The sequence below is a fragment of the Klebsiella sp. HMSC09D12 genome, assembly GCF_001808475.1.
In the GTDB taxonomy this organism is placed as follows: Bacteria; Pseudomonadota; Gammaproteobacteria; order Enterobacterales; family Enterobacteriaceae; genus Klebsiella; species Klebsiella oxytoca.
Genome location: NZ_KV793479.1, coordinates 423 through 24,912 on the forward strand (window position 1 = coordinate 423; position 24,490 = coordinate 24,912).

Below are 24,490 nucleotides of genomic sequence, written 5' to 3' on the forward strand. Positions count from 1 at the left end.
GCTATGAAATGGCCTCTGAAGTTATCGATATGGAACCGTTCTATTTCGAAGGCATCAACGTCGACCCGGCAGATGAACAGGATGACGATAGCGTTCAGCCTGAACCGGCGATCAACCACGCGCCGAAGGCTGCCATTGAACTGCGCGTTGTGGGCGGTTCTACCGTACAGCTCTCTGGTGAAGGTTCCTCTGATGAAGATAAAGACGAGATTACCTGGAGCTGGGGCGTTCCTTCTGAAATCAGCGTGGCAGACAAGACCAGTGCTGTCATCGAGTTCGTCGTTCCGGAAGTGACCGTTAACACCAACTTCCAGTTCACCCTGTTCGTTCGTGATGCCTGGGGCGAGCCTTCTTCCCAGCAGCGTTATGTGCTGGTTGCCGTTCCGTCGGCGTCTCAGGTGCAGCCTGAGCCGGAAGAGGACGATACCGTGGTTCCGGTAGAGCCTGTCGAACCGGAAGAAGACTCCACTCCTGCGGAAGATGACACTTCCACGGATGACGCGACGACGCCTTACCCGCTGTGGGATGCCAGCACCGTTTATGGCGGCAACTGGGGTACCTTTGAAACCGTCAGCTGGAAAGGCCATAACTACCAGGTGAAATGGTGGTCTCAGGGCGACCAGCCGGATCTGAACTGCGCTGCGGGCCAGGCATGGACTGACCTTGGTGCTTACTGATCCTTTTCGTTAAGCGAAAAATAGTGGGCTAAAAAATGCAAGCCCCGGTTTACCGGGGCTTTTTTCCACCAGGGAATGAGGAATTTTGTCAATGACGGTCTCGATTAAAAACAGCCAGATCGATGTGAACAGCTGGTATCAAAAAATCACCTTAACCATCACCAATGAAAATAACAGCGCCGTGGATATCAATCATGCGGCCATTGGTTTTACCGGGTCCGGACATCAGGATCCGTGGGGCAATTTTGGCGGTACGCTTAAAGGGGATATGCCCCTCACCTTAAGCGGTAAAACGCAGGGAGCCCTCGACGTCAATGAAATCATTATTAATAACAGCCAACCGCTGCTGCTGCAGCCCGGTGAAAGCGGCACGTTATTCTTCAGCTTTGCCGCCACTCAGGTACCGGTCAAAATCTCAACTTTTAGCTTAACCCTGGCCTCATCTGAGCAAGATGATAGCGCTGATGAATCTGCGGACGAGGGGCAGCCGGAACCTGAAGCCCCCGTCGATGATCAAACTGATGATGTCGCGCCTGTACCGGAAGAGATTATCCCTGACGATGAGGGTACGGATGAGATGGCTCCTGAGCCTGAAGAGCAGGGCGATGATGCGGTTGTGGAAGGAGAGGGAATGACTGTTGTCGCAAGCCCGCTGAGCACGACCAGCTGGTATCAACGGGTGACTCTGACGCTGACCAACCTCTATGCCCAGGCTATCGACCTTAACCAACTTAAGCTGCAGTTTACCGCCAGCGCGCATCCCGATCCTTACAGCGCGTTCAGCGGATCTTTGCTCGGCAACAAGCCCGTAACGTTGGGCAGCGACGGCGGTTGGCCAATCGAAAAGAACACGATTACGATAAATAATGATGGGCAATTCTGGCTAAAGGGCGGCGCAAGCGCTGAGCTGCAGTTCTATCTTTCCGCTACCCAAACTCCGGTCACTATGAGCGGCTTAACGGCAATCCTCGCGCACGACCCAGGCCGTCAGGGCAAGATCAATATTCAGTTCCCTTCGTTAAAACAAAACACCACCCTGAAGCCGACGATCGACCTGTTCTATCCGGATGCGACTTCACGACGCTTTGCAGGCGAGTGGGGAGAGACGCTGACCATCAGCGATCTTAGCGCGGGTGAGTACACGATCGCTGTGCTGGAGCTGAGTAATGATGATATGCAGATCGTACCCGTTGAATCGACGTTCAGGCTGAAGCTGGCTGGCGGATCTGACTGCCAGACCTGTCAGGTCGCGTATCAGGCGCCGGTACAGTTTGCTTCAGTACGTCTTATCGTCGATGCCCCTGAGTTTGCCGGCGCGGAAATGGTGGTTGAGCTGTGGTCGGAATCTGGGGTATGCGAAAGAACCCTGACGATGCCCGTCAACCAAATACAGCTGGTGGATCGGCTTATCGCCGGTCACTGCTACGAGATTGGCTTACAGTCGACGGTAATCAATAACCAGATGATTAGCCATCCCGCCCGACCGACGATTTTTACCCCTGAGCAGGGCCAGGTGAAAGAGGTGAGCATCGGCTTCCAGCAGACCGGGGTTGATAGTCATGATTTTGTCGAAGTTCAGGTGACGATACTAGGTTTACCTGAGGGCGTATCGCCTCAGCGCTATCGGTTCTGCTGCGGGCAATATCAATATACCGTGATGCTGGAGAGCGATGCCCGTCTGCAAACGCTGGCGATGCATCTGGCTCCCGGACAGTATAGCGTTGAGACTCCCGATGTTTACGTCGCCGGTACACCGTGGCGCTGTGAACAGGATGCGCCGCTGCGGCTGCTGAAAAGCGTCAATCATATTACGCTCGAGTTTGTGCAGGGCGTTCCACTGCAGGTTAAAGGCTGGCCGGACTATCTTGCCCACGGCGGGGGGACGGTGAATGCCGCGGATACCGTATCGCTATATCGCGACGTCCCTTTTAGCGCCCTGTTTAAATATGATGGTTTTGACGGCGGCGGCGACCCGCTACCGGCGGCGGAAGTGGATAAAAACGGTGACGGCTTCCTTGATTATGACTCGCTGCCGATTCACAAAACCGTTCCGCTGGTGCGTGAGATTGAAAAAGAAGCGGGACGCTCCGTGATGCCGGTCATGGTGGTTTATACCGCTAACGCCAGCGGCGGCAGCGCGCTCTCGGATCTTCAGGACGGACAGCGGTTACGTAACCACTTTGGTAACTTCATCACCCAGTGTCTTGCGGCGCAGTCCTGGAAGGGCGACCAGCACGCCGTTCCCGCCACCTTTGTGCTGAATCCGGATTTCCTTGGCGCGATACAGCAGGAGCCGTACGGCTATACCGCAGTACGTAAAGCGAATAGCGTACAGGTTAATGTCCAGCTGGCGGCGGCGATTAACGCTTTGCCTGCTCTTCCGGGATTCAGCGCGCCGCTGTTGCCGACGTTTTCTAACGATCTTTATGGTTATGTCCAGGCGATTAACTATATTGTGCGCCAGTTTGCGCCGGACGTGGCCTTCGGCTGGCAGACCAACGTCTGGGCGACGGGAACGGCAGACTGGGTACTCAGAGCAAATGCCGATCCTGTGGCCCAGGGGACAGCGATAGCCAGCTTTATCAATGAGCTGGGAGTGTATAGCGGTGAGTATGCGCCAGATTTTATCGCCTTTGATAAATTTGAACGCGATTGCTTTAGCCCGGATGCATTAGCGCACTATGGCTGGAACGCGACCTGCTGGTTTAATTATTTAGGGATGGTAAAACAAGCGGCTAAAGACCTGCATAAACCAGCTATGCTATGGCAAATCCCGGGGGGCCATATGCCAACCGTAGACGAAGGCAACAGTAAAATTGCCGCCGCGCACTACGCGTCGGGCGGAAGCTTCTTTATGGGCGATGCGCGTATTGGCAGCGATCTCAATACCATCGCTTCGGATCTGTTAAATACGACGGTGAATAGCGCGACTTATGGCGTAGCGACAGTCGGCGACTTTTTACGCCAGGATAATGGCTACGACTGGGGGCAGATGCAGGCGTTAAATCTCCCTGATTATAACGTTTTCTCGGTACTTTGGGGCGGAGGCTCAACGGTAAGCATTACGACAATTCACTCTAACGGTGAAGATGGCGGTTGGCTGGCAGAAAAAATGGTGGAATATTACTCAGCGCCAAAATATTTTAGTTAATAACACCTCTTTCCCTGCTGTTTAGTGAAGAAAAATCGTCTTGTTCATAGTGATTCAGAGAGTTTAATATTCTGAATCACTATTTTTTATGAGGTTTTTTATTTTCCGAGAAATAGTTTCATTTGTGATTTTATTTCCCTGTTAATATTATGTTTTGAGGTTTAATTGAGCTTGTTGATATTTTTATTAAGAATTTACTCATCGTGCTAAGTATTGCGTATTTGTGCGGGTTTGGTACAGATATACTACCAGGTGGTTTTATTTATAATTAATTGAAGACACCTTTCATTAAGTATATGTTGGGTTGACCTATGATTATGGTTTTTAATGAAAAAATGAAAGTTGACATTGCTGAAAACGATAATGAGAATACCTTGCACTCATATTTATTTTCCCAGCAGGCTAAACCACATGCAGCGCTTGATGCGCTCTTCTCCGCATTATGGTCTTTTGGTAAGCCTTTTAATTTAAATCCTGGTGATGAGTTTTTACTTAATTCTGGCGGTGAGAATAAAATAGTCCTTCTGCAGTCCGGGATTTTTTCATTTTGCCGCTGCGGCAGTGGACTTCATGTGAGTTCTACATTTGCGCCCTCTATTGTCGGACTCGTCGATAGCTATGGGGTAACCTACGATGTTCCGACCCGACCGGAGCACTTTCTGGTGGCCGAAACCGAGTGCAGCGGACGTGCGGTTTCTTTGCCCGACTTTATTAAGACCGTCGATGAGTGCGATCTGTGGCACGATGTCGCACGAATACTTGCCTATCGTCTGATGGTGATGAGCGTACGGGATCGGGAGTTGGTTGGCGTGGATTCTTATCTGAAGGTGCGCGCATTATTAATCGAGCTTTGGGCTTATGCCAGCGAATACCGACAAAGCATTAACGTCCTTAACTTTATTCAAAGACGAACGGGCATATCCCGTAGCCGTACGATGAAACTTCTCTCTGAACTTAAGAAAGGGGGTTATATTAGTATCGATGGCGGTCGTTTATTAGACATGAAGAAATTACCGACGGCCTATTAGCGATGTTGCATAAAAGGTGTTTTTTTACATCAATTAAACACCTTTTAAAAAGTATTACGAACGGTTGTCTTTCGTGTGTTCATGTATTAATTAAAAAGTCAATAGTCCTGATGGCATAGGGTGTATCTCATGACTATAGTTCTTTTAAAACATGAGGTTATCTGTAGTCCTATAAAAACAGCAGGTGATGATTGCAACTGTTTATACCTTTTATAATAATTAACTAATGTCAGAGTGTTTATTTGAGTGAGGCGATTACTGGTCAGTAAGTTATCTCATATTAATGACGTGAGTGTCTTCCTGTAGCATATAAAGCCAGAGATCGTCAGGCTGGCCTGAGCGAAAGCCCTTGTCCACCAATGTCTGATATTTATCAAACTATAACACTGGGTTTTTATTAAATTTAAAAGGGATTATATGAAAAAGCATCTATTAGCCATGATGGTGACTGCTATTTCTGCAGGCGGCATGATGACTTCCGCTTTTGCGGATACGGCGACCGTTTCTGGTGGCACTGTTAATTTTGTCGGCCAGGTTGTTAATGCCGCCTGTTCTGTTTCTGCTGACTCCGTTGATCAAACGGTCACCTTAAGCCAGGTTCGTGCCAGCAAATTAACGGCCGCCGGCATGGTTGCGAATCAAAAAGAAGATTTCTCGATCAAACTGGAAGATTGCGATACCACGGTAAGCCAGGAAGCCGCAGTTATTTTTAACGGTCAGCAGGACGGTACGCTGGCCGGCTCCCTTGCCAACACCGCAGGTGCTGGTGCGGCTACCAACGTCGCTCTGCAGCTGTATGGTCCGGACGGCCAGCCGCTCAATATTGGCGATACTTCTGGCACCGTAACGTTAATTGATGGTGAAAACGTGGTTCCGCTGAGCGTCGATTATATCGCCACCGGCGCTGTAGTTGCCGGTAACGTCTCTGCTACCGCCACCTTTAGTATGGTGTACTCCTGATTTCTTTTCAGGTATTCCTCCGTGCATCTTGCACGGAGGAAACGCTATTTATGTTGCGCCCAAAATCGTTTATTTACTTAGAAAATGCTTAAAAGAACAATTCAATTTCTATCGCTGTTGCTGGCTATCGCTGGAATAATAAACCAGGCGCACGCGGGCGGTATCGCTCTGGGATCAACCCGCGTTATCTATCCGCAGGGAAGCAAGCAGGTCTCTCTGCCGGTTATTAACTCCTCGGAGAACAACGTTTTCCTGATTCAGTCCTGGGTTGCCAATGCTGATGGTAGCCGGAGCGCTGATTTTATTATTACCCCGCCGCTGTTCGTGATTCAGCCGAAAAAAGAGAACACCCTGCGAATTATGTACATCGGTCCGTCTTTGCCCACCGACCGGGAAAGCGTGTTCTATCTCAATAGCAAAGCGATCCCCTCGGTCGATAAAACCAGGCTGGCGAATAATTCATTGCAAATTGCGACCCAAAGCGTCATTAAACTTTTTATTCGTCCTGCGGATTTGTCCGTTCCTTCCACAAATGCGCCCGCGATGCTGCGCTGCCATAGCCAAAACGGTCGATTAATCGTTACCAATCCGTCGCCCTACTATGTCTCTCTGGTTGAAATACATGCTGGAAGCCGAAAACTGCCGAATGCCATGGTCGCGCCAAAAAGCGAGCTGACGTTGCAGAGCAGCGAAAGCCGGGTAACCTTCCAGACCGTCAATGATTTTGGTGCGACCACGCCTGTACAAACCTGCCAGAGCCAATCTTAGCGTGCAGAAAATGGCTGCTATAAAGCGTCAATCGCCGTCTGTCAGTAAACCGGTGCTGATGACCCTGACTTTAGTCAGCGTGTTAACGCTGCCGAAGGGCTGGGCGGATAACTATTTTAATCCCGCGTTTTTATCGGACGATCCGTCCAGGATCGCCGATCTTTCACGTTTTGAAGGCAACGGCCAGGCGCCTGGCGTTTATCGGGTCGACGTCTATCTGAATGGCGCCTTTCTTGCCACCCGCGATATGACCTTCTACGAAGCGAAACCCTCCGCCAGGACGCCAGCCGCAGACGACTCCGGGCTAAGCGCTTGTCTGACGCCTGATATGCTCAAAGAGATGAAGGTGAACGTTGAGGCCTTTCCGGGGTTGTTAAAGCCCTCTTCTCAAGGGTGCGTGGATATTGCCGCCGCCATTCCCGCGGCTTTCGCGCGCTTTGATTTCACCCAGCAGCGCCTGAATATCAGTATTCCCCAGGCGGCGATGAAGAACAGCGCCAGGGGCTATATTGCACCTGAATACTGGGATGAAGGGATCAACGCGCTATTGCTTAATTACACGTTTACCGGTGCGAATAGCCGCGATCGCAGCGAGGGCGGCGTTGATGCCCGTACCCTGTTTCTTGGCCTTAACAGTGGCCTGAACCTTGGCGCCTGGCGCTTGCGTAACTATTCCACCTGGAACGATAACAGCGGCGGCGAGAGCAATAAAAGCGACTGGCAGCATATCAGCACATATGTAGAGCGCGATTTGCGCGCTCTGAAAAGCGAACTGACCGCAGGAGATAGCTATACGCCTTCCGCGATCTTCGACAGTTTGCCCTTTCGCGGCATTCAGCTGGCTTCCGATGACAACATGCTGCCTGACAGTATGAAAGGCTTCGCACCGACCATCCACGGTATCGCTAAAAGCAATGCCCAGGTGACCATTCGGCAGAATGGCTACACCATCGACCAGCGCTACGTCTCTCCCGGCGCATTTACCATTGACGACCTTTACTCCACGGCCAGCAGCGGTGATTTGAGCGTTGAGATAAAAGAGTCCGATGGCAGCATCACTCGCTATAGCGTGCCGTATTCCGCTGTGCCAATTCTGCAACGTGAAGGGCGGTTGAAATACGCGGCCACGGCGGCGACCTATCGCGGCGACAGCAGCCAGAAAGAGGACGTTAAGTTTGGCCAGGCGACGCTGATATGGGGCCTGCCGCACGGCTTTACCGTCTACGGCGGGACGCAGTTTGCCGATCATTATCGCGCGCTGGCGTTAGGTACGGGAGCCAATCTGGGCGACTGGGGGGCGATTTCCGTCGACCTGACCCAGGCGCGCAGCACCCTGGCTGATGATAGCGAGCATCAGGGGCAATCCACGCGTTTTCTTTACGCTAAATCGCTGAATAGTCTGGGAACTAACTTTCAGCTGCTCGGCTATCGCTACTCAACATCGGGTTTTTATACCCTCGACGAGACGGCGTTGAAGCGCATGTCTGGCTATAACGGTCCAACCGACGAAAATGAAGACCAGCGTAGCTGGAGCGATTACTACAACCTCTATTACACCAAACGCGGCAAGATTCAGCTGAATATCTCGCAGCAGCTTGGGCGTTTTGGTTCGCTTTATGTAACCGGTAGTCAGCAGAGCTACTGGCATACCGGTGAGAAGAACACGCTGCTGCAAGTGGGCTATAGCGATACCCTGGCGGGCGTGTCATGGAGCCTCTCTTATAACCAAAGCCGTGCCCCGGGAGAGGACAAGAGCGACCAGCTTATTGCCCTGAATCTCTCGCTGCCGCTCAGCCAGTGGCTACATCACAGCGATGATGTTACCCACAAGCATCACAATATCTACGCCACGTTCAGCACCAGTACCGATCGGCACGGCGGCGTCAGCCAAAATGCCGGAATAAGCGGTACCGCGCTGGCGCAAAACAATCTCAGCTATAGCGTACAGCAGGGTTATCAAAATCATGGCGTTGGTAAAAGCGGCGCCGCCAGCCTCGAATATGATGGCGCCGAAGGCAATGTCAACGTGGGCTATAACACCAGCAATAACGGCGATTATCAGCAGATAAATTACGGTCTGAGCGGCGGCATAGTGGCGCATGCGCACGGCTTAACGCTGAGCCAGCCGCTGGGCGAGACCAACGTGCTGATCGCCGCTCCGGGAGCAGGCAATGTCAATATTGATGACGAGCCGGGCATTCATACCGATCGCCGGGGCTATGCGGTGGTGCCTTACGCCACGACCTATCGCCAAAATCGCATGGCGCTGGATGTGAACTCGATGGCGGATGACGTGGATATCGACGATGCCGTCGTGAACGTCGTGCCTACGCAGGGCGCGCTGGTACTGGCCAGCTTTAAAGCGCGCGTCGGCGAACGTGCGCTCCTGACGCTGCTGCACGACGGGCAGCCGGTACCGTTCGGCGCGACCGCCTCGACCGATGCGTCAGCGGAGGAGGCGATCGTCGGCGATGACGGCGAAGTTTACCTGGCCGGTTTGAGCCCCCAGGGAACGCTCAAAGTGCAGTGGGGCCGGGGAGCTTCCCGGCAGTGTCTGGTGCATTATCAACTTCCCGCAACCCGGCAGGCCCTGGTGCGACAACGCGTGGAATGCCGCTAAATGAAGACGGGTTTATTTTTTATTCCGCTGGCGGGACTGCTGTTAGCCAATGCGGCTCAGGCTGCCGTCTGTCAAAACGTCAACGGCGCGCCTACTACGGTCGATTACGATCTGAGTACCACCCTCACGGCGGCCCAAAACGCGGCGGGGAATACGGTTCAGTTGACCAAAAACCAGGAAGTGAACGTTCAGGCCGTGTGTCCCGCAGGGTCGGCATTCTCGAACCGGACGTATCGTTCCTATGTTTCACCCTACGCCGTGGTTGAAACCAGCGGCCCATGGAAGTATTTAAAGCTCGACCCTGACTATCTGGAGGGGGCGATGAGAATTGACGACTCCGCGGCAGGAACCCTTTATCTCCCTACCAACTACGCCTATATGGGCACCGATGACAGCGTAAACGCCGGCAAACCGTTCTACATCCGCGACTCGAACCTGGTGTTTCAGCTCAAGATTGCCAGGCCTTTCGTGGGAACCGTCACTATCACTCCGAAGACCATGTTCAACGTCTACGTGACGACAGGGACGAGCGATCCCCTGAGCAACGTGGTTTACAACATTGCTTACAGCGGAACGGTAACCGTGCCACAAAGCTGCGAAATCAACGCAGGGCAGACCATTCTTGTGGATTTCGGCTCGCTTTATAGCGGTGGCTTCAACCGCGCCGGGGCAAAGCCGGTGAGCGTCAGAAATAAAAAATTCAGGGTGCCGGTGAAATGCAGCGGCGTGAATTCGCAGGTTAATTTAAGCCTGCGGCTGATTGCGACAGCGGATACTCACCTTAACCAGGCTATCGCCTCGGATAACCCGGGCGTCGGCGTGGTGGTTGAGACCAACGATGGCGCGGTATTGACGCCAAACGATGCCAGCAGCGTGGTGCCTTTCGTCACTGACGATGCCGGTAAAGCCAACATCGCGCTGCAGGCTTATCCGGTTAGCACGACCGGTGAAATTCCCGCGGAGGGCGTATTTACCGCGCTGGCTAACCTGCGGGTGGACTTCGACTAAATGAGCTTAAAACGCGGTCTCTTTTTAGCGCTCCTCTGCGGGAGCCCATTTTGCCAGGCCAGTAATACCGGCAATAACCTGGAATTTACCGGCACGATCGTTGCGCAAACCTGCGATGTGGAGATTTCCAGCGTCAGCCAGAGTATCGATTTGGGGCAGTTTTCGGTTGAGGATTTTCCGGCGATCGGAACGTGGACGAAAGCGAAGCCGTTTAACATCAATCTGAAAAACTGCTCCCGGGGGATTACCGGAACCAAAATCTGGTTTACCGGCACGGCAGACAGTGATGATCCGTCGCTGCTGGCGCTGACCGATACCGGCATGGGTAACGAAAATATGCTGGCCAGCGGCGTTGGCGTGGAAATTAACAATGATGATGGGGATGAAATCAGTATCAATAACAGCAACTCGGCGGTTTATTCCCTAAAGGCCGGGCGCAATACCCTCTCCTTCTACATTCGCTACAAATCGACACGGCCAGTGGTCACCTCCGGTAATGCGACGGCGGTGATGTATTTCGACCTGCAATACGAATAGGCGCGGCGATGAATAAATATGCTTATTTAGCCTGCATGGCTTGCTGCCTACTGACGCCAGCAACGGCAGACGCGCATGACGGGCGTATCTATGTCTCCGGCACGATTACCGACAATACCTGCACGCTGTCGCCGGATTCAGAAAACATTAACGTGGAGATGGGCAGCGTATCGAACCGTCAGTTTTACCAGGCTGGCGATGGTTCCGCCTGGCAGCCTTTCGCCATTGATTTGCAAAACTGCGGCAGCACCGTCAGCGGCGTTACGGTGAGCTTCAGCGGGACGGCAAATCAGCGAAATACGGATCTCCTGGCGCTTATCGACGCGGCGGACGATGCCACAGGGATTGGCATTGGCCTCTATGACCAGGATAAACATCTTATTCCGCCAGGGCAGACGAGCGAAGTCATCGCGCTTTCTCCGGGGCAGACTTCCGCGCATCTGCAGTTCTATGCTCGCTATATCGCGGACGGCAGCGCGGTTACGGCCGGAAAGGCGAATGCTTCAGCCACGTTTATCCTCGCCTATGAATAAACTCCTTTTTTATATCGTCATGAGCTGGCTGCTGCCGATCCCTGTGGCTCAGGCGGGCGTGGTGATCGGCGGGGCGCGGTTTATCTATCATGCGCAGATGCCGACCCTAAGCGTGCCGGTGAGCAACACCTCTTCTGAGAGCTGGCTTATTGATAGCCACATTCAGTCGGCGCAACGATGGCCCGGCGCGGCTATTGCCGCAGGGAACAGACCCCCCTTTATCATTACGCCGCCGTTGTTCCGTCTTGCGGCAGAGCAGGAGAATACGCTGCGCGTGACCTGGACCGGCGACGCGCTCCCCCCCGACCGGGAAAGCCTGTTCACATTGAGTATTGCCGCCATACCCTCCGGTAAGCCTGGCGACCATCATGTTCAGATGGCCTTTCGTTCCGCGCTGAAACTTATCTATCGTCCTGCTGGCCTGGCAGGCAATCCCCAGCAGGCGTACCGGGGACTGCGCTGGACGTTGACCCCGGAGGGGCTGTCGGTACAGAACCCGGGCCCCTATTACGTCACGCTCTTCTCGCTCAAGGCCAACGGCCGGCCCATTGATACCGCAGGCGTCGTCGCCCCTTTTTCGACGCGCAAAACCGACTGGTGCCAGCGGGCGACCCGCTGCGAGGTGCGCTGGCAAAGCATTAATGATTATGGCCGCGTGCTGCCGCCGATAGCGGCGAACGTACTGCTGGCGCGCTGATTTTTATCCCTGGAATGAGAGTTTGTTTTATGCACGATTCATCTTTAAAGCTGAGCTGCCTGGCGGCGCTGGCGCTGGTTAGCGGCGCGATTTCTTTACCGGCGCAGGCGGAGAACGGCGAGCCGGCGTCGCAGATTGGTCCGGCGGCGGAGGCCTATATCGCCAGCCATCCGGATAAAGTCGGCGAAGCCGTAGCCACGTATCTGGCCAATCACCCGGAATTTCTCATCGCCGCCAGCGAAACGCTACATCAGCGGCAGCAGATCGCCCAACAGCAGGCTTACGTACAGCTGGCCCTGCAGTATCAGGCCGGGCTGTTGAGCAGCGCCAGCCCATCCGTTGGCCCGGCAGATGCGAAAGCTGCAGTGGTCATGTTCTTTGATTATCAGTGTTCATGGTGCAGCAAAATGGCGCCGGTTATCGAGGCGCTGATCAAAGCCAACCCGGATACGCGCTTTGTTTTCAAAGAGTTCCCTATTTTTTCTTCGCGCTGGCCGGTATCGGGGCTGGCAGCAAGGATCGGCGAACAGGTGTGGTTAAGCGACGGCGGCGCCAAATATCTTGACTGGCATAACGCGCTCTATGCCACCGGTAAAGTGGAAGGCGCGCTCACGGAACAGGATGTCTATGGCCTGGCGCAGCATTATCTGTCGAAAGAGAAGATCGCGGAGGTCAAGCAGGCGCAGGATAGCGGGGCGGTTCATGACGCTCTGCTGGCAAATCAGGCGCTGGCCCAGCATATGAACTTTTCCGGTACCCCCGCGTTTGTCGTGATGCCACAGGCGAAAACGCCGGAGGCTAACCGCGTCTCGGTGATGCCCGGCAGCTCCTCGCAGGACGCTCTGCAGACGGCGATTCAGAAAGCGAAAGGCTAGGGACGGTGTTCTCCACCGGGGTGGTCACGCCCCGGTGAAATCAAACACAGGAGTGTCGAAACATGGAAAAAATGCCCCTCATACATAGTGTGATACCCGCGCTGGTCTTGCCGCTATGGTTTATCGGCTGCGCGTGCCTCGCCTCCGGCGGTCAGCTTCAGTTTTCCGGTAGCGTGATAACCGCCGCCTGCTGGAACGAAACGGGAACCTCCGATATTTTATGCCAGCGTCAGGATCGTCTTGAGCGTCATATCACCGTGGAAAACCTCATTGTGCCCATATCCTCCCCCTATGCCACGATTGAAAAGTCCTACCTGGATGAGGACAAACAGCTAACGCTGCTGCGCGTGGTCTATGACTGATCCTCACGCCCGTCTGTCATTGCCAATAATCCGATCGCCCCGGTCCCTCAGGCAAGATAAGGGGCGGAGAAGAGGGTATTTCTTGCGCATCTGTTTAATGAGTCAGTGCCGTTTTCATTATTGTTAAGAGAATATTCTCTGCAACAGAAACATTCATTTATGTGGTTATTAACAACATTCATTGACACCCTTTTTGCATGAGTTTTTATGCCGTTGCTATGTGAGATTTCAATCACTAATATCATTTTCTTTTCGATTGATACTTCTTTCCCGATTGGCCGGTTTGGCTATGGATACATCAATTTTACTCCCATGAATATCTGCAATTATAGGCTGGTGAGAGAGCAATAATACATCTGGCCAGAGGGCTTATGGGATTAAATGCGTTATATGTTGCGTTATCAATTTTTAAATTTTTTTCTGAGGGATTAACATGAAAAAAACATGTGTTGCCGGCCTGATTGGCCTGGCATTATGCGCAGGTAGCGCCATGCATTCTGTTTATGCCGCTGATGCTAAACATCCCAATCTGGTCATCATTCTGGCAGATGATTTAGGCTATGGTGACCTGGGCGCCTATGGGCATCAAATCGTCAAAACGCCCAATATTGATAAGCTGGCTCAGGAAGGGGTGAAGTTCACCGATTATTATGCTCCGGCGCCGCTCTGCTCACCTTCGCGGGCGGGCCTGTTGACCGGCCGCATGCCGTTTCGTACGGGCATTAGATCGTGGATCCCGGAGGGGAAAAATGTTGCCTTAGGCCGTAACGAGCTGACGATTGCGAATCTGCTGAAGCAGCAGGGTTACGATACGGCGATTATGGGCAAACTCCATCTCAACGCCGGCGGCGATCGTACCGACCAGCCGCAGGCGAAGGACATGGGCTTTGACTACAGGCTGGTCAATACCGCCGGGTTCGTGAGCGACTCAACGCTGGATAACGCCAAAGAGCGTCCTCGCTACGGCATGGTCTATCCCACCGGTTTTACCCGCAACGAGAAACCTATCGGTCGCGCGAAGACGTTCAGCGGCGAGCTGGTGAGTTCGGAAGTCGTCAACTGGCTGGATAAGAAGAAAGATAACAACCCCTTCTTCCTCTACGTCGCCTTTACCGAAGTGCATAGCCCGCTGGCCTCGCCGAAGAAATATCTCGATATGTACGCGCCTTATATCAGCGCTTATGCGAAGCAGCACCCGGATCTGTTCTACGGTGATTGGGCGGATAAGCCCTGGCGCGGCGCCGGTGAGTACTATGCCAACATCAGCTATATGGATGCTCAGGTAGGGAAAGTGCTCGACAAGATTAAAGCAATGGGTGAAGAAGATAACACGATCGTGATTTTTACCAGCGATAACGGCCCGGTTACCCGCGAAGCGCGAAAAGTTTATGAGCTGAACCTTGCTGGTGAAACGGATGGGCTGCGGGGTCGTAAAGATAACCTGTGGGAAGGCGGAATTCGCGTCCCGGCGATTATCAAATATGGTCACCATATTCCGCAGGGGATGGTCTCAGAAACGCCGATGTCGGGTCTGGACTGGATGCCGACGCTGGCGCAAATGATGAACTTCCCTCTGCCGAAGGACCGTACCTATGACGGCCAGTCAATCGTACCGGTACTGGAGAAGCAAGCGTTCAAGCGGGAAAAACCGCTGATTTTCGGTATCGATATGCCGTTCCAGGACGATCCGACCGATGAATGGGCGATTCGCGACGGCGACTGGAAAATGATTATTGATCGCGAAGGTAAGGCTAAATACCTCTATAATCTGAAGCAGGATCGCGCAGAAACGCTAAATCAAATCGGTAAGCAGCCCGAAATTGAGCAGCGGATGTTCGCTGAGTTTCTGAAATATAAAAATGACATCGATAATGATTCACTGATGAAAGCCCGTGGCGATAAACCGACGCCGGTGACCTGGGGCTGATGAAATATTAGCATATCATAATCGTATGCTACCAGGCGCCATACCTGCCTGATTCAGCGTTCTGACGTTGAATCAGGTATTTTTATTGGCCCGCATCGGCGGATAGACAGAGGCTGCAATAACCTGAACCGTTACTCATAATCAAAAAAAGGGTGATAACGCGCTTTTACCCTGGAGAAATAATAGTGATAAAATCAGCGAGGCCCGAGGGAAATATTCGCAGTGAGTGAATATGTTTAACGACGTTAATGTTAATAGTTGCAAAACGCCCGGTTGTAAAAATCTTGGCGTGCTTAATAGCCCTGATTACCTTCGTCAGGGAGAAAATATCCTGTGCCGGGAATGCGGCTTTCTCTTTCCGCCCATTTCGGCGATTTCCCTTAACGCTTTTCGCCGCACGGTAAACCAGGGATGGAAGGGGCTGGTTAAGCAGTGTCCGGGATGCGGCAGCGTTTCTCTAAAACGCTACGGCTACTCGGCGCAGGGCGAGCGGCGTATGGCATGTCGCGACTGCAGCAAGACCTTCGTGATACCGGACAGCCTGACCCTCACGCCTCGCCAGCAGGAGCTTGCCGCTCTCATCCAGCAAGGCAGCTCGCTTAACGATATTCGCACTCTACTGGCTATCGATAACACTACATTAGGCCGCGAATTAGCTAACCTCTCTTATCGCGCGGACCTGGCGGAGCGCGCTTTTGACTTTCCGGCGTTTGATATTGTTCTCACCACCCGGGCGTTTAGCCTTGGTTTTAACGGTGGAGAGAATCGGCTGTATGTGCTGGTCACCGCTGAGGAAAAAAGCGGTAAAGTGGTGGCTATCTCGACGAACTATACTCCACGCCCGGTTGAGCCGGCGTATCAGTATCAATCGCAATATGAAGAACGACTGCCCCCAGGCACGCTGGCGTATCTCGTGCAACGCAAAGAAATGCTCACTATGCGGCGTCGTGGCGCGCTGTTTGATATTGATTACGGGCCGGGAACGTTGCACCGGCATGTGCGAGGTATGCTGGTTAAACCCGTATTGCCGGCCTATCGACATTTTGAACTGGTGCGAATGTTAACCGATGAGCGTTCGCTAAATGTGCAGCATTATCTCGATCATGAGTGTTTCATCCTTGGCGGATGTATGATGGCAAACCTGGCGCAGGTCCGGCAGGGGCGCTGCCATATCTCATTCGTCAGAGAACGCGGTGTAAACCCCCCTCAGGGCGACATGCCACCGCGACTGTTCTACAGCGGCGGGATCCGCAACAATGTCTGGCGAACATTCTCCACGCGGGACTACGCCATGGCCGTTTGTAACCTGACCGGAAGTAAGAAAACCGGCCTGTTACGGCATGCGACCCTGCGAAGCGCCAGCGAATTTATAGACTATATTTATCGCCATCCTTTCCTTCCCTGGCTCACCAGGATGTCGCCTGCCAACGTGACGTCTGCGCTAAATCATTTGAAATATGAATATAACAACCGTCTTTCCTGCCTGCCTTTTTAAACTTCACTGCCCGGTTAACCCGGTCAGCATTTGACGGGCGTACATTCGTAAAAAACGATCTTAACGGCAATTTAAACCTACTTTTTTCGATGTATTTGCGTCTGTATTATACTTTTATCGAGTTGTTTGCCGATAAGGTGAGGTAAAAGTGAAACATCTACAGCGTTTTTTTCATAGCGAGGCATCCGGGGGGATAATCCTCATCTTCGCCGCCGCTATGGCGATGCTATTAGCCAATACGGGCCTGACCAGCGGCCTGTATCACTCTTTTCTGGAGACGCCCGTTCAGCTGCGCGTAGGCGCGTTAGAGATCAACAAGAACATGCTGTTGTGGATAAACGACGCGCTGATGGCGGTATTTTTCCTGCTTATAGGTCTGGAAGTAAAGCGCGAGATGAAACAGGGCGCGTTGGCCAGCCGTCGCCAGGCCGTATTTCCGGTCGTCGCGGCGTTGGGCGGCATGGTGGTTCCGGCGTTAGTCTATCTGGCATTTAACGGCCAGGATGCGATTGCCAGGGAAGGGTGGGCGATTCCGGCTGCGACCGATATTGCCTTCGCGCTGGGCGTACTGGCGCTGCTGGGCAATCGTGTTCCCGCTGCGCTGAAGATCTTTCTGATGGCGCTGGCCATCATCGACGATCTGGGCGCCATTATTATCATTGCGCTGTTCTACACGCACGATCTTTCCGTGGTGTCGTTGGTTGTCGCTGCCGGCGCCATTATGGTGCTGGCGGCGCTGAATCTGAGCGGCGTACGGCGTACCGGGATCTATATTCTGGTCGGCGCCATACTCTGGACTGCGGTGCTGAAGTCGGGGGTTCACGCAACGCTGGCTGGCGTCATTGTCGGCTTTATGATCCCGCTAAAAGAGCAGAACGGTAAATCGCCGGCGAAGCAGCTTGAGCACGTGCTGCATCCGTGGGTGGCCTTCCTGATCCTGCCGCTGTTCGCCTTCGCTAACGCGGGCGTTTCTTTGCAGGGCGTCACGGTAGAAGGGCTGACCTCGCTGCTGCCGTTAGGTATTATTGCCGGGCTGTTTATCGGTAAGCCATTGGGAATTAGCGTATTCTGCTGGCTGGCGCTGAAGCTGAAATGGGCCTCGTTGCCGGAAGGGACAACCTGCAAGCAAATTATGGCGGTCGGCATTCTATGTGGGATTGGCTTCACAATGTCGATTTTTATTGCCACCCTGGCCTTCGGCAGCGTCGACCCCGGATTGATCAACTGGGCCAAGCTTGGCATCCTGATTGGATCGATATTATCGGCAGTCACGGGATACATCATACTGCGTAAGCGCGTAACGGATTCGGGCTACGCGGCTTAACATCTCACGGAGAGCCGCTACGGCTCTCCTGGACATTATCAGGGAGAGAAGCATGTCGCATATCAACTACAACCATCTGTACTACTTCTGGCATGTCTATAAAGAAGGCTCCGTTGTTGGCGCGGCGGAAGCGCTGTTCCTGACGCCGCAGACCATTACCGGGCAAATTAAGGCGCTGGAAGAGCGCCTGCAGGGGAAGTTGTTCAAGCGAAAAGGAAGAGGGCTGGAGCCCAGCGAATTAGGCGAGTTGGTTTTCCGCTATGCGGATCGCATGTTTACGCTGAGCCAGGAAATGCTCGATATCGTTAACTATCGTAAAGAGTCGAATCTGCTGTTTGACGTCGGCGTCGCGGACGCGCTGTCGAAAAGGTTGGTGAGCGGAGTACTGGATGCTGCCGTTGTCGATAACGAACAGATCCATTTACGCTGTTTCGAATCAACCCACGAAATGCTGCTGGAGCAGCTTAGCCAGCATAAGCTCGATATGATTATTTCCGACTGCCCTATTGATTCAACCCAGCAGGAAGGGCTGTTTTCAGTGAAAATTGGCGAATGCAGCGTCAGCTTCTGGTGCATGAATCCGCCGCCGAAAAAACCGTTCCCGGCCTGTCTGGAAGAGCGTCGCTTACTGATCCCTGGCCGTCGTTCGATGTTAGGGCGCAAGCTGCTCAACTGGTTTAACTCGCAGGGATTGCAGGTGGAAATCCTCGGCGAGTTTGACGATGCGGCGTTGATGAAAGCCTTCGGCGCGGCGCATAATGCGATATTCGTTGCCCCGACGCTGTATGCGCATGATTTCTATAGCGATGAGTCGATAGTTGAGATCGGACGGATGGACAACGTCATGGAAGAGTATCACGCGATCTTCGCTGAACGAATGATCCAGCATCCGGCTGTGCAGCGTATTTGTCATCGCGACTATTCGGCGCTCTTTACGCCGCCGCAGGCCCAGGACAGCGCTGTTTCTGGCGGTTCGGCAAAGCAATAGTTGCCAGAAGCGCGATGGTTGACGCTTTGAGCGATAGACGACAGACATAAAAAAACCCGCTTTCGCGGGTTTTTTTACAAAGCGACAACAAGCAGACGATTAAGCCAGTTTGTTGATCTGAGCGGTCAGGTTTGCTTTATGACGCGCAGCTTTGTTTTTGTGGATCAGACCTTTAGCAGCCTGACGGTCCACGATTGGTTGCATTTCGTTAAATGCTTTCAGTGCAGTAGCTTTGTCGCCAGCTTCGATAGCTGCGTATACTTTCTTGATGAAAGTACGCATCATAGAGCGACGGCTAGCGTTGTGCTTGCGGGCCTTTTCAGACTGAACGGCGCGCTTCTTAGCTGATTTGATATTAGCCAAGGTCCAACTCCCAAATGTGTTCTATATGGACAATTCAAAGGCCGAGGAGAATGCCCGTTTAGCCTTCTTTTGTCAATGGATTTGTGCAAATAAGCGTCGTTTAAACGAACAACGCTTCATTACGTAGTGATGGCGCAAGATTCTACCAGCTTGTTGCAGGCGAATACAGCCTTTCAACCATAAAAATCGACGACGCCGGAGAGATTTTCCCGCAATCTCGCGCTGAGTGAATGAATTCCCGGGATCTTTCGGTGAAGAGGTGCAATCGCTGGTTAACGTCGCCAGTTGTACAAGGTATACTCGGACGATTTTCACTGTTTTGAGCCAGACATGAAGCTGATACGCGGCATACATAATCTCAGTCAGGCCCCGCACGGGTGCGTGCTGACCATTGGAAATTTTGACGGCGTGCATCGCGGGCACCAGGCATTATTGCAGCGTTTGCGCGCAGAAGGGCGCCAGCGTGGCTTACCGGTGGTGGTGATGATTTTTGAGCCGCAGCCGCTTGAGCTTTTTGCCGCCGATAAAGCGCCGGCACGTTTAACGCGCCTGCGTGAGAAGCTGAACTATCTGGCTGAAAGCGGCGTCGATTACGTCCTGTGCGTGCGTTTCGATCGGCGCTTCGCGGCATTGACCGCCCAGGACTTTATCAGCGAACTGCTGGTCCGCCAGCTGGGCGTTCAGTTCCTCGCCGTTGGCGATGATTTCCGCTTTGGCGCAGGTCGCCAGGGGGATTTCTTGTTATTACAAAAAGCCGGCGTGGAGTACGGCTTTGACGTCACCAGCACCCAAACCTTCTGTGAAGGCGGCGTGCGCATCAGCAGCACCGCGGTGCGCCAGGCGCTGGCAGACGACGATCTGCCCCTGGCGGAGACGCTGCTGGGGCATCCGTTTACTATCTCCGGCCGCGTTGTGCACGGTGATGAACTCGGGCGCACAATAGGTTTCCCGACGGCGAATTTACCGCTGCGTCGTCAGGTTTCCCCGGTTAAAGGGGTCTATGCGGTAGAAGTGACAGGGCTTGGCGACAAACCTTTTATGGGCGTCGCCAACATTGGTACTCGTCCAACGGTGTCCGGCGTGCGTCAGCAGCTGGAAGTCCATCTCCTGGATGTTGTAATGGACCTCTACGGTCGCCATATAGATGTAATACTGCGTAAAAAAATACGTAACGAGCAGCGATTTGCGTCGCTTGATGAGCTAAAAGCGCAAATCGCACGTGATGAGTTAACGGCCCGCGACTTCTTTGGGCTAACCGGGCAGGCATAACCCTGACGGTGTTTATCAAACCGAAATACGGAACCGAGAATCTGATGAGTGACTATAAATCGACCCTGAATTTGCCGGAAACAGGGTTCCCGATGCGCGGCGACCTCGCCAAGCGTGAACCGGGAATGCTGGCGCGTTGGACCGATGATGACCTGTACGGCATCATTCGTGCAGCCAAAAAAGGCAAAAAAACCTTCATTCTGCATGATGGCCCTCCTTATGCGAATGGCAGCATTCATATTGGTCACTCGGTTAACAAGATTCTGAAAGACATTATCGTTAAGTCCAAAGGGCTGGCGGGCTATGACTCTCCGTACGTACCGGGCTGGGACTGTCACGGTCTGCCAATCGAGCTGAAGGTAGAGCAGGAATACGGCAAGCCGGGCGAGAAATTCACCGCCGCCGAGTTCCGCGCCAAGTGCCGCGAATATGCCGCCACTCAGGTTGACGGGCAGCGCAAAGACTTTATCCGTCTGGGCGTGCTCGGCGACTGGTCGCACCCGTACCTGACCATGGACTTCAAAACGGAAGCCAACATCATCCGCGCGCTGGGTAAAATCATCGGCAACGGCCACCTGCACAAAGGCGCTAAGCCGGTGCACTGGTGCGTAGACTGCCGTTCCGCGCTGGCGGAAGCGGAAGTTGAGTATTACGACAAAACTTCTCCGTCCATCGACGTGGCGTTCCACGCGACCGATAAAGCGGCGGTGCTGGCGAAATTCGGCGTGGCCGACGTTAACGGTCCGGTTTCTCTGGTTATCTGGACCACCACCCCGTGGACCCTGCCAGCGAACCGCGCCATCTCCCTGTCCCCGGAATTTGACTATGCGCTGGTGCAGGTTGACGGCCAGGCGCTGATCCTGGCGAAAGATCTGGTCGACAGCGTCATGAAACGCGCCGGCATTACTGATTACACCATCCTTGCGGTGGTAAACGGCGCCGAGCTGGAGCTGATGCGCTTTAAGCATCCGTTCCTCGATTTCGACGTCCCGGCGATCCTGGGCGATCACGTCACTCTGGACGCGGGTACCGGTGCGGTACATACCGCGCCAGGCCACGGCCCGGATGACTATGTTATCGGTCAAAAATATGGCCTGGAAGTCGCTAACCCGGTGGGTCCGGACGGCGCCTATCTGCCGGGAACTTACCCGACGCTGGATGGCGTAAACGTGTTTAAAGCCAACGATATTGTCGTTGCGCTGCTGTCTGAAAAAGGCGCGCTGCTGCACGTAGAGAAAATGCAGCACAGCTACCCGTGCTGCTGGCGTCACAAAACGCCGATCATCTTCCGCGCCACGCCGCAGTGGTTCGTGAGCATGGATCAGAAAGGCCTGCGCGCGCAGTCGCTTGCCGAAATCAAAGGCGTGCAGTGGATCCCTGACTGGGGCCAGGCGCGTATTGAATCGATGGTCGCCAACCGTCCTGACTGGTGTATTTCCCGTCAGCGTACCTGGGGCGTACCGATGTCGCTGTTCGTGCATAAAGAGACGCAGGAGCTGCATCCGCGTACTCTCGAACTGATGGAAGAAGTGGCGAAACGCGTTGAGATCGACGGCATTCAGGCGTGGTGGGATCTCGATTCCCGCGACATCCTCGGCGCCGAGGCCGATAGCTATGAGAAGGTGCCGGATACGCTGGACGTGTGGTTTGACTCCGGATCGACCCACTCCTCCGTTGTTGACGTGCGTCCGGAATTTGCCGGTCACGCCGCCGATATGTATCTCGAAGGTTCTGACCAGCACCGCGGCTGGTTCATGTCATCCCTGATGATCTCTACCGCGATGAAGGGCAAAGCGCCTTACCGCCAGGTGCTGACCCACGGCTTTACCGTTGATGGCCAGGGCCGCAAGATGTCCAAGTCTATCGGCAACACCGTCTCTCCGCAGGATGTGATGAACAAACTGGGCGCGGATATTCTGCGTCTGTGGGTGGCTTCCACCGACTACACTGGCGAAATGGCGGTCTCCGACGAGATCCTTAAACGCGCCGCCGACAGCTATCGTCGTATCCGTAACACCGCGCGCTTCCTGCTGGCGAACCTCAATGGCTTCGATCCAGCTAAAGATATGGTGAAACCGGAAGAGATGGTCGTGCTGGACCGCTGGGCAGTAGGCTGCGCGCAAGCGGCGCAGGACGATATCGTCAAAGCCTATGAGTCTTACGATTTCCACGAAGTCGTGCAGCGTCTGATGCGCTTCTGCTCCATTGAAATGGGTTCGTTCTGGCTTGATATCATTAAAGACCGTCAGTACACCACCAAGGCGGACAGCGTCGCGCGCCGTAGCTGCCAGACCGCGCTGTACCACATTGCCGAAGCGCTGGTACGCTGGATGGCGCCGATCATGTCCTTTACCGCTGACGAAATCTGGGGTTACCTGCCGGGCGACCGCGAGAAATACGTCTTTACCGGCGAATGGTACACCGGTCTGTTTGGCCTGGCCGACGACGAAGCGATGAACGATGGTTTCTGGGACGAGCTGCTAAAAGTGCGCGGCGAAGTCAACAAGGTTATCGAACAGGCGCGTGCTGACAAGCAGGTGGGTGGCTCTCTGGAAGCGGCGGTAACGCTGTATGCCGATGCCGATCTCGCGGCGAAGCTCAACGCGCTGGGCGATGAATTGCGATTTGTCCTGTTGACCTCAGGGGCGAAAGTTGCCGATTATGCGCAGGCTCCGGCCGACGCATGGCAGAGTGAGCTGCTGAAAGGCCTGAAAGTCGTGCTGAGCAAAGCCGAAGGTGATAAGTGCCCGCGCTGCTGGCATTACACGACGGACATCGGCAAGGTGGCGGAACACGCGGATATCTGCGGACGCTGTGTCAGCAACATCGCCGGTGACGGCGAAAAACGTAAATTTGCCTGATGAGTAAACCGATTAGTTCAACGGGGCTACGCTGGCTCTGGGTCGTCGTAGCCGTGCTGATTATCGATTTAGGCAGCAAATTCCTGATCCTCCAGAACTTCGCTCTGGGGGATACGGTATCGCTGTTCCCATCGCTTAATCTGCATTATGCGCGTAACTATGGCGCGGCCTTTAGCTTCCTCGCCGACAGTGGCGGCTGGCAGCGCTGGTTCTTCGCCGGTATCGCTATCGGTATCTGCGTGATCCTTGCGGTGCTGATGTATCGCTCTAAGGCGACGCAAAAGCTGAATAATATTGCCTATGCGCTGATTATTGGCGGCGCGTTGGGCAATTTATTCGACAGGCTTTGGCATGGTTTTGTCGTCGATATGATCGATTTCTACGTCGGGGACTGGCATTTCGCCACCTTCAACCTTGCCGATACCGCTATTTGTATCGGCGCGGCGCTGATTGTGCTGGAAGGCTTCTTGCCGAACGCGGCTGCGAAGAAACAGGCGTAACAATACCCGCCGGGCGGCGCGACGTTTGCACGGGTCTACGTTCTCCGTAGGCCCGTTCAGCGCCAGCGTCACCGGACAAAACTAGTGAGCAACCTGCATGTCTAAATCAGTACAGAGCAACAGTGCGGTGCTGGTGCACTTCACCTTAAAGCTCGACGATGGCTCCACCGCAGAGTCAACCCGCAACAACGGTAAACCGGCGCTCTTTCGTCTGGGCGATACTTCCCTGTCTGAAGGTCTGGAACAGCATCTGCTGGGGCTAAAAGAGGGGGATAAAACCACCTTTTCGCTGGAGCCGGACGCCGCGTTTGGCGTACCGAGCCCGGACCTGATCCAATATTTCTCGCGTCGGGAATTTATCGATGCGGGCGAGCCGGAAGTCGGCGCGATTATGCTCTTTACCGCAATGGATGGCAGCGAAATGCCCGGCGTGATCCGTGAAGTAAACGGCGATTCGATTACCGTTGATTTCAACCATCCGCTGGCCGGGCGTACCGTTCATTTTGATGTTGAAGTGCTGGAGATCGATCCGGCGCTGGAGGGGTAA

The 24,490-nt window shown here is 53.8% G+C and carries 20 protein-coding genes and 1 pseudogene; 20 read left to right on the forward strand and 1 reads right to left on the reverse strand.

Features of this window, described 5'->3' with window-relative positions; genetic code table 11:
• The 16 genes and pseudogenes from HMPREF3178_RS31725 to nhaR all read left to right on the forward strand — a co-directional run.
• Positions 1-677: pseudogene (locus HMPREF3178_RS31725) on the forward strand (chitinase); the annotation flags it as partial.
• A 91-nt stretch (positions 678-768) separates the two neighbouring features.
• On the forward strand, positions 769-3,828 hold the full coding sequence (locus HMPREF3178_RS14465) for a chitinase (RefSeq protein ID WP_070585242.1): 3,060 nt from the start codon (positions 769-771) through the stop codon (positions 3,826-3,828).
• A gap of 311 nt (positions 3,829-4,139) precedes the next feature.
• The gene (locus tag HMPREF3178_RS14470) at positions 4,140-4,856 is read left to right on the forward strand and encodes a winged helix-turn-helix transcriptional regulator (RefSeq protein WP_017145027.1); all 717 of its coding nucleotides are present in this window, start codon (positions 4,140-4,142) and stop codon (positions 4,854-4,856) included.
• A 417-nt stretch (positions 4,857-5,273) separates the two neighbouring features.
• Positions 5,274-5,816, forward strand: a complete 543-nt coding sequence (locus tag HMPREF3178_RS14475) for a fimbrial protein BcfA (RefSeq protein WP_004108376.1) — start codon at positions 5,274-5,276, stop codon at positions 5,814-5,816.
• Positions 5,817-5,900: 84 nt separating this feature from the next.
• Positions 5,901-6,584, forward strand: a complete 684-nt coding sequence (locus HMPREF3178_RS14480) for a fimbria/pilus periplasmic chaperone (protein ID WP_004108372.1) — start codon at positions 5,901-5,903, stop codon at positions 6,582-6,584.
• Positions 6,585-6,594: 10 nt separating this feature from the next.
• The gene (locus HMPREF3178_RS14485) at positions 6,595-9,204 is read left to right on the forward strand and encodes a fimbrial biogenesis usher protein (RefSeq protein ID WP_017145026.1); all 2,610 of its coding nucleotides are present in this window, start codon (positions 6,595-6,597) and stop codon (positions 9,202-9,204) included.
• Entirely contained in the window at positions 9,205-10,212 is a 1,008-nt protein-coding gene (locus tag HMPREF3178_RS14490; RefSeq protein ID WP_017145025.1) for a fimbrial protein BcfD, read from the forward strand.
• On the forward strand, positions 10,213-10,749 hold the full coding sequence (locus HMPREF3178_RS14495) for a fimbrial protein BcfE (RefSeq protein WP_017145024.1): 537 nt from the start codon (positions 10,213-10,215) through the stop codon (positions 10,747-10,749).
• A gap of 35 nt (positions 10,750-10,784) precedes the next feature.
• Complete coding sequence (locus tag HMPREF3178_RS14500; RefSeq protein ID WP_070585246.1) at positions 10,785-11,282, forward strand: fimbrial protein BcfF; 498 nt, start codon at positions 10,785-10,787, stop codon at positions 11,280-11,282.
• A complete protein-coding gene (locus tag HMPREF3178_RS14505) occupies positions 11,275-11,979 on the forward strand; it encodes a pili/flagellar-assembly chaperone (protein ID WP_070585244.1) in 705 nt (234 codons plus the stop codon). The genes HMPREF3178_RS14500 and HMPREF3178_RS14505 overlap by 8 nt, the downstream gene beginning before the upstream one ends.
• A 29-nt stretch (positions 11,980-12,008) precedes the next feature.
• Positions 12,009-12,854: a DsbA family protein gene (locus tag HMPREF3178_RS14510; protein ID WP_017145021.1), complete on the forward strand. Its 846-nt coding sequence runs from the start codon at positions 12,009-12,011 to the stop codon at positions 12,852-12,854.
• 62 nt (positions 12,855-12,916) lie between these two features.
• The gene (locus HMPREF3178_RS14515) at positions 12,917-13,216 is read left to right on the forward strand and encodes a hypothetical protein (RefSeq protein ID WP_017145020.1); all 300 of its coding nucleotides are present in this window, start codon (positions 12,917-12,919) and stop codon (positions 13,214-13,216) included.
• 433 nt (positions 13,217-13,649) lie between these two features.
• The gene (locus HMPREF3178_RS14520) at positions 13,650-15,143 is read left to right on the forward strand and encodes a sulfatase family protein (protein ID WP_004108345.1); all 1,494 of its coding nucleotides are present in this window, start codon (positions 13,650-13,652) and stop codon (positions 15,141-15,143) included.
• A 232-nt stretch (positions 15,144-15,375) separates the two neighbouring features.
• Positions 15,376-16,638, forward strand: a complete 1,263-nt coding sequence (locus tag HMPREF3178_RS14525) for an IS1/IS1595 family N-terminal zinc-binding domain-containing protein (RefSeq protein WP_017145019.1) — start codon at positions 15,376-15,378, stop codon at positions 16,636-16,638.
• A gap of 148 nt (positions 16,639-16,786) precedes the next feature.
• Positions 16,787-17,962, forward strand: coding sequence for a Na+/H+ antiporter NhaA (gene nhaA / locus HMPREF3178_RS14530; protein WP_004108340.1), 1,176 nt, complete (start codon positions 16,787-16,789; stop codon positions 17,960-17,962).
• A 52-nt stretch (positions 17,963-18,014) separates the two neighbouring features.
• On the forward strand, positions 18,015-18,950 hold the full coding sequence (gene nhaR / locus HMPREF3178_RS14535) for a transcriptional activator NhaR (RefSeq protein WP_004108338.1): 936 nt from the start codon (positions 18,015-18,017) through the stop codon (positions 18,948-18,950).
• A 99-nt stretch (positions 18,951-19,049) separates the two neighbouring features.
• On the opposite strand, the gene rpsT is transcribed toward nhaR, so the two are convergent.
• Positions 19,050-19,313 carry a 30S ribosomal protein S20 gene (gene rpsT, locus HMPREF3178_RS14540; RefSeq protein ID WP_003018940.1) on the reverse strand — a complete coding sequence of 88 codons (264 nt, stop codon included), beginning with the start codon at positions 19,311-19,313 and terminating at the stop codon, positions 19,050-19,052.
• A gap of 330 nt (positions 19,314-19,643) precedes the next feature.
• On the opposite strand from rpsT, the gene ribF reads away from it, so the two are divergent.
• The 4 genes from ribF to fkpB all read left to right on the forward strand — a co-directional run bounded on the left by ribF (position 19,644) and on the right by fkpB (position 24,490).
• On the forward strand, positions 19,644-20,582 hold the full coding sequence (ribF, locus tag HMPREF3178_RS14545; RefSeq protein ID WP_004108323.1) for a bifunctional riboflavin kinase/FAD synthetase: 939 nt from the start codon (positions 19,644-19,646) through the stop codon (positions 20,580-20,582).
• Positions 20,583-20,626: 44 nt separating this feature from the next.
• Positions 20,627-23,443, forward strand: a complete 2,817-nt coding sequence (gene ileS / locus HMPREF3178_RS14550; protein ID WP_004108321.1) for an isoleucine--tRNA ligase — start codon at positions 20,627-20,629, stop codon at positions 23,441-23,443.
• A complete protein-coding gene (gene lspA / locus HMPREF3178_RS14555) occupies positions 23,443-23,943 on the forward strand; it encodes a signal peptidase II (protein ID WP_004108317.1) in 501 nt (166 codons plus the stop codon). Before ileS ends, lspA begins: the two co-directional genes overlap by 1 nt.
• Positions 23,944-24,040: 97 nt before the next feature.
• Entirely contained in the window at positions 24,041-24,490 is a 450-nt protein-coding gene (fkpB, locus tag HMPREF3178_RS14560) for an FKBP-type peptidyl-prolyl cis-trans isomerase (RefSeq protein WP_004098486.1), read from the forward strand.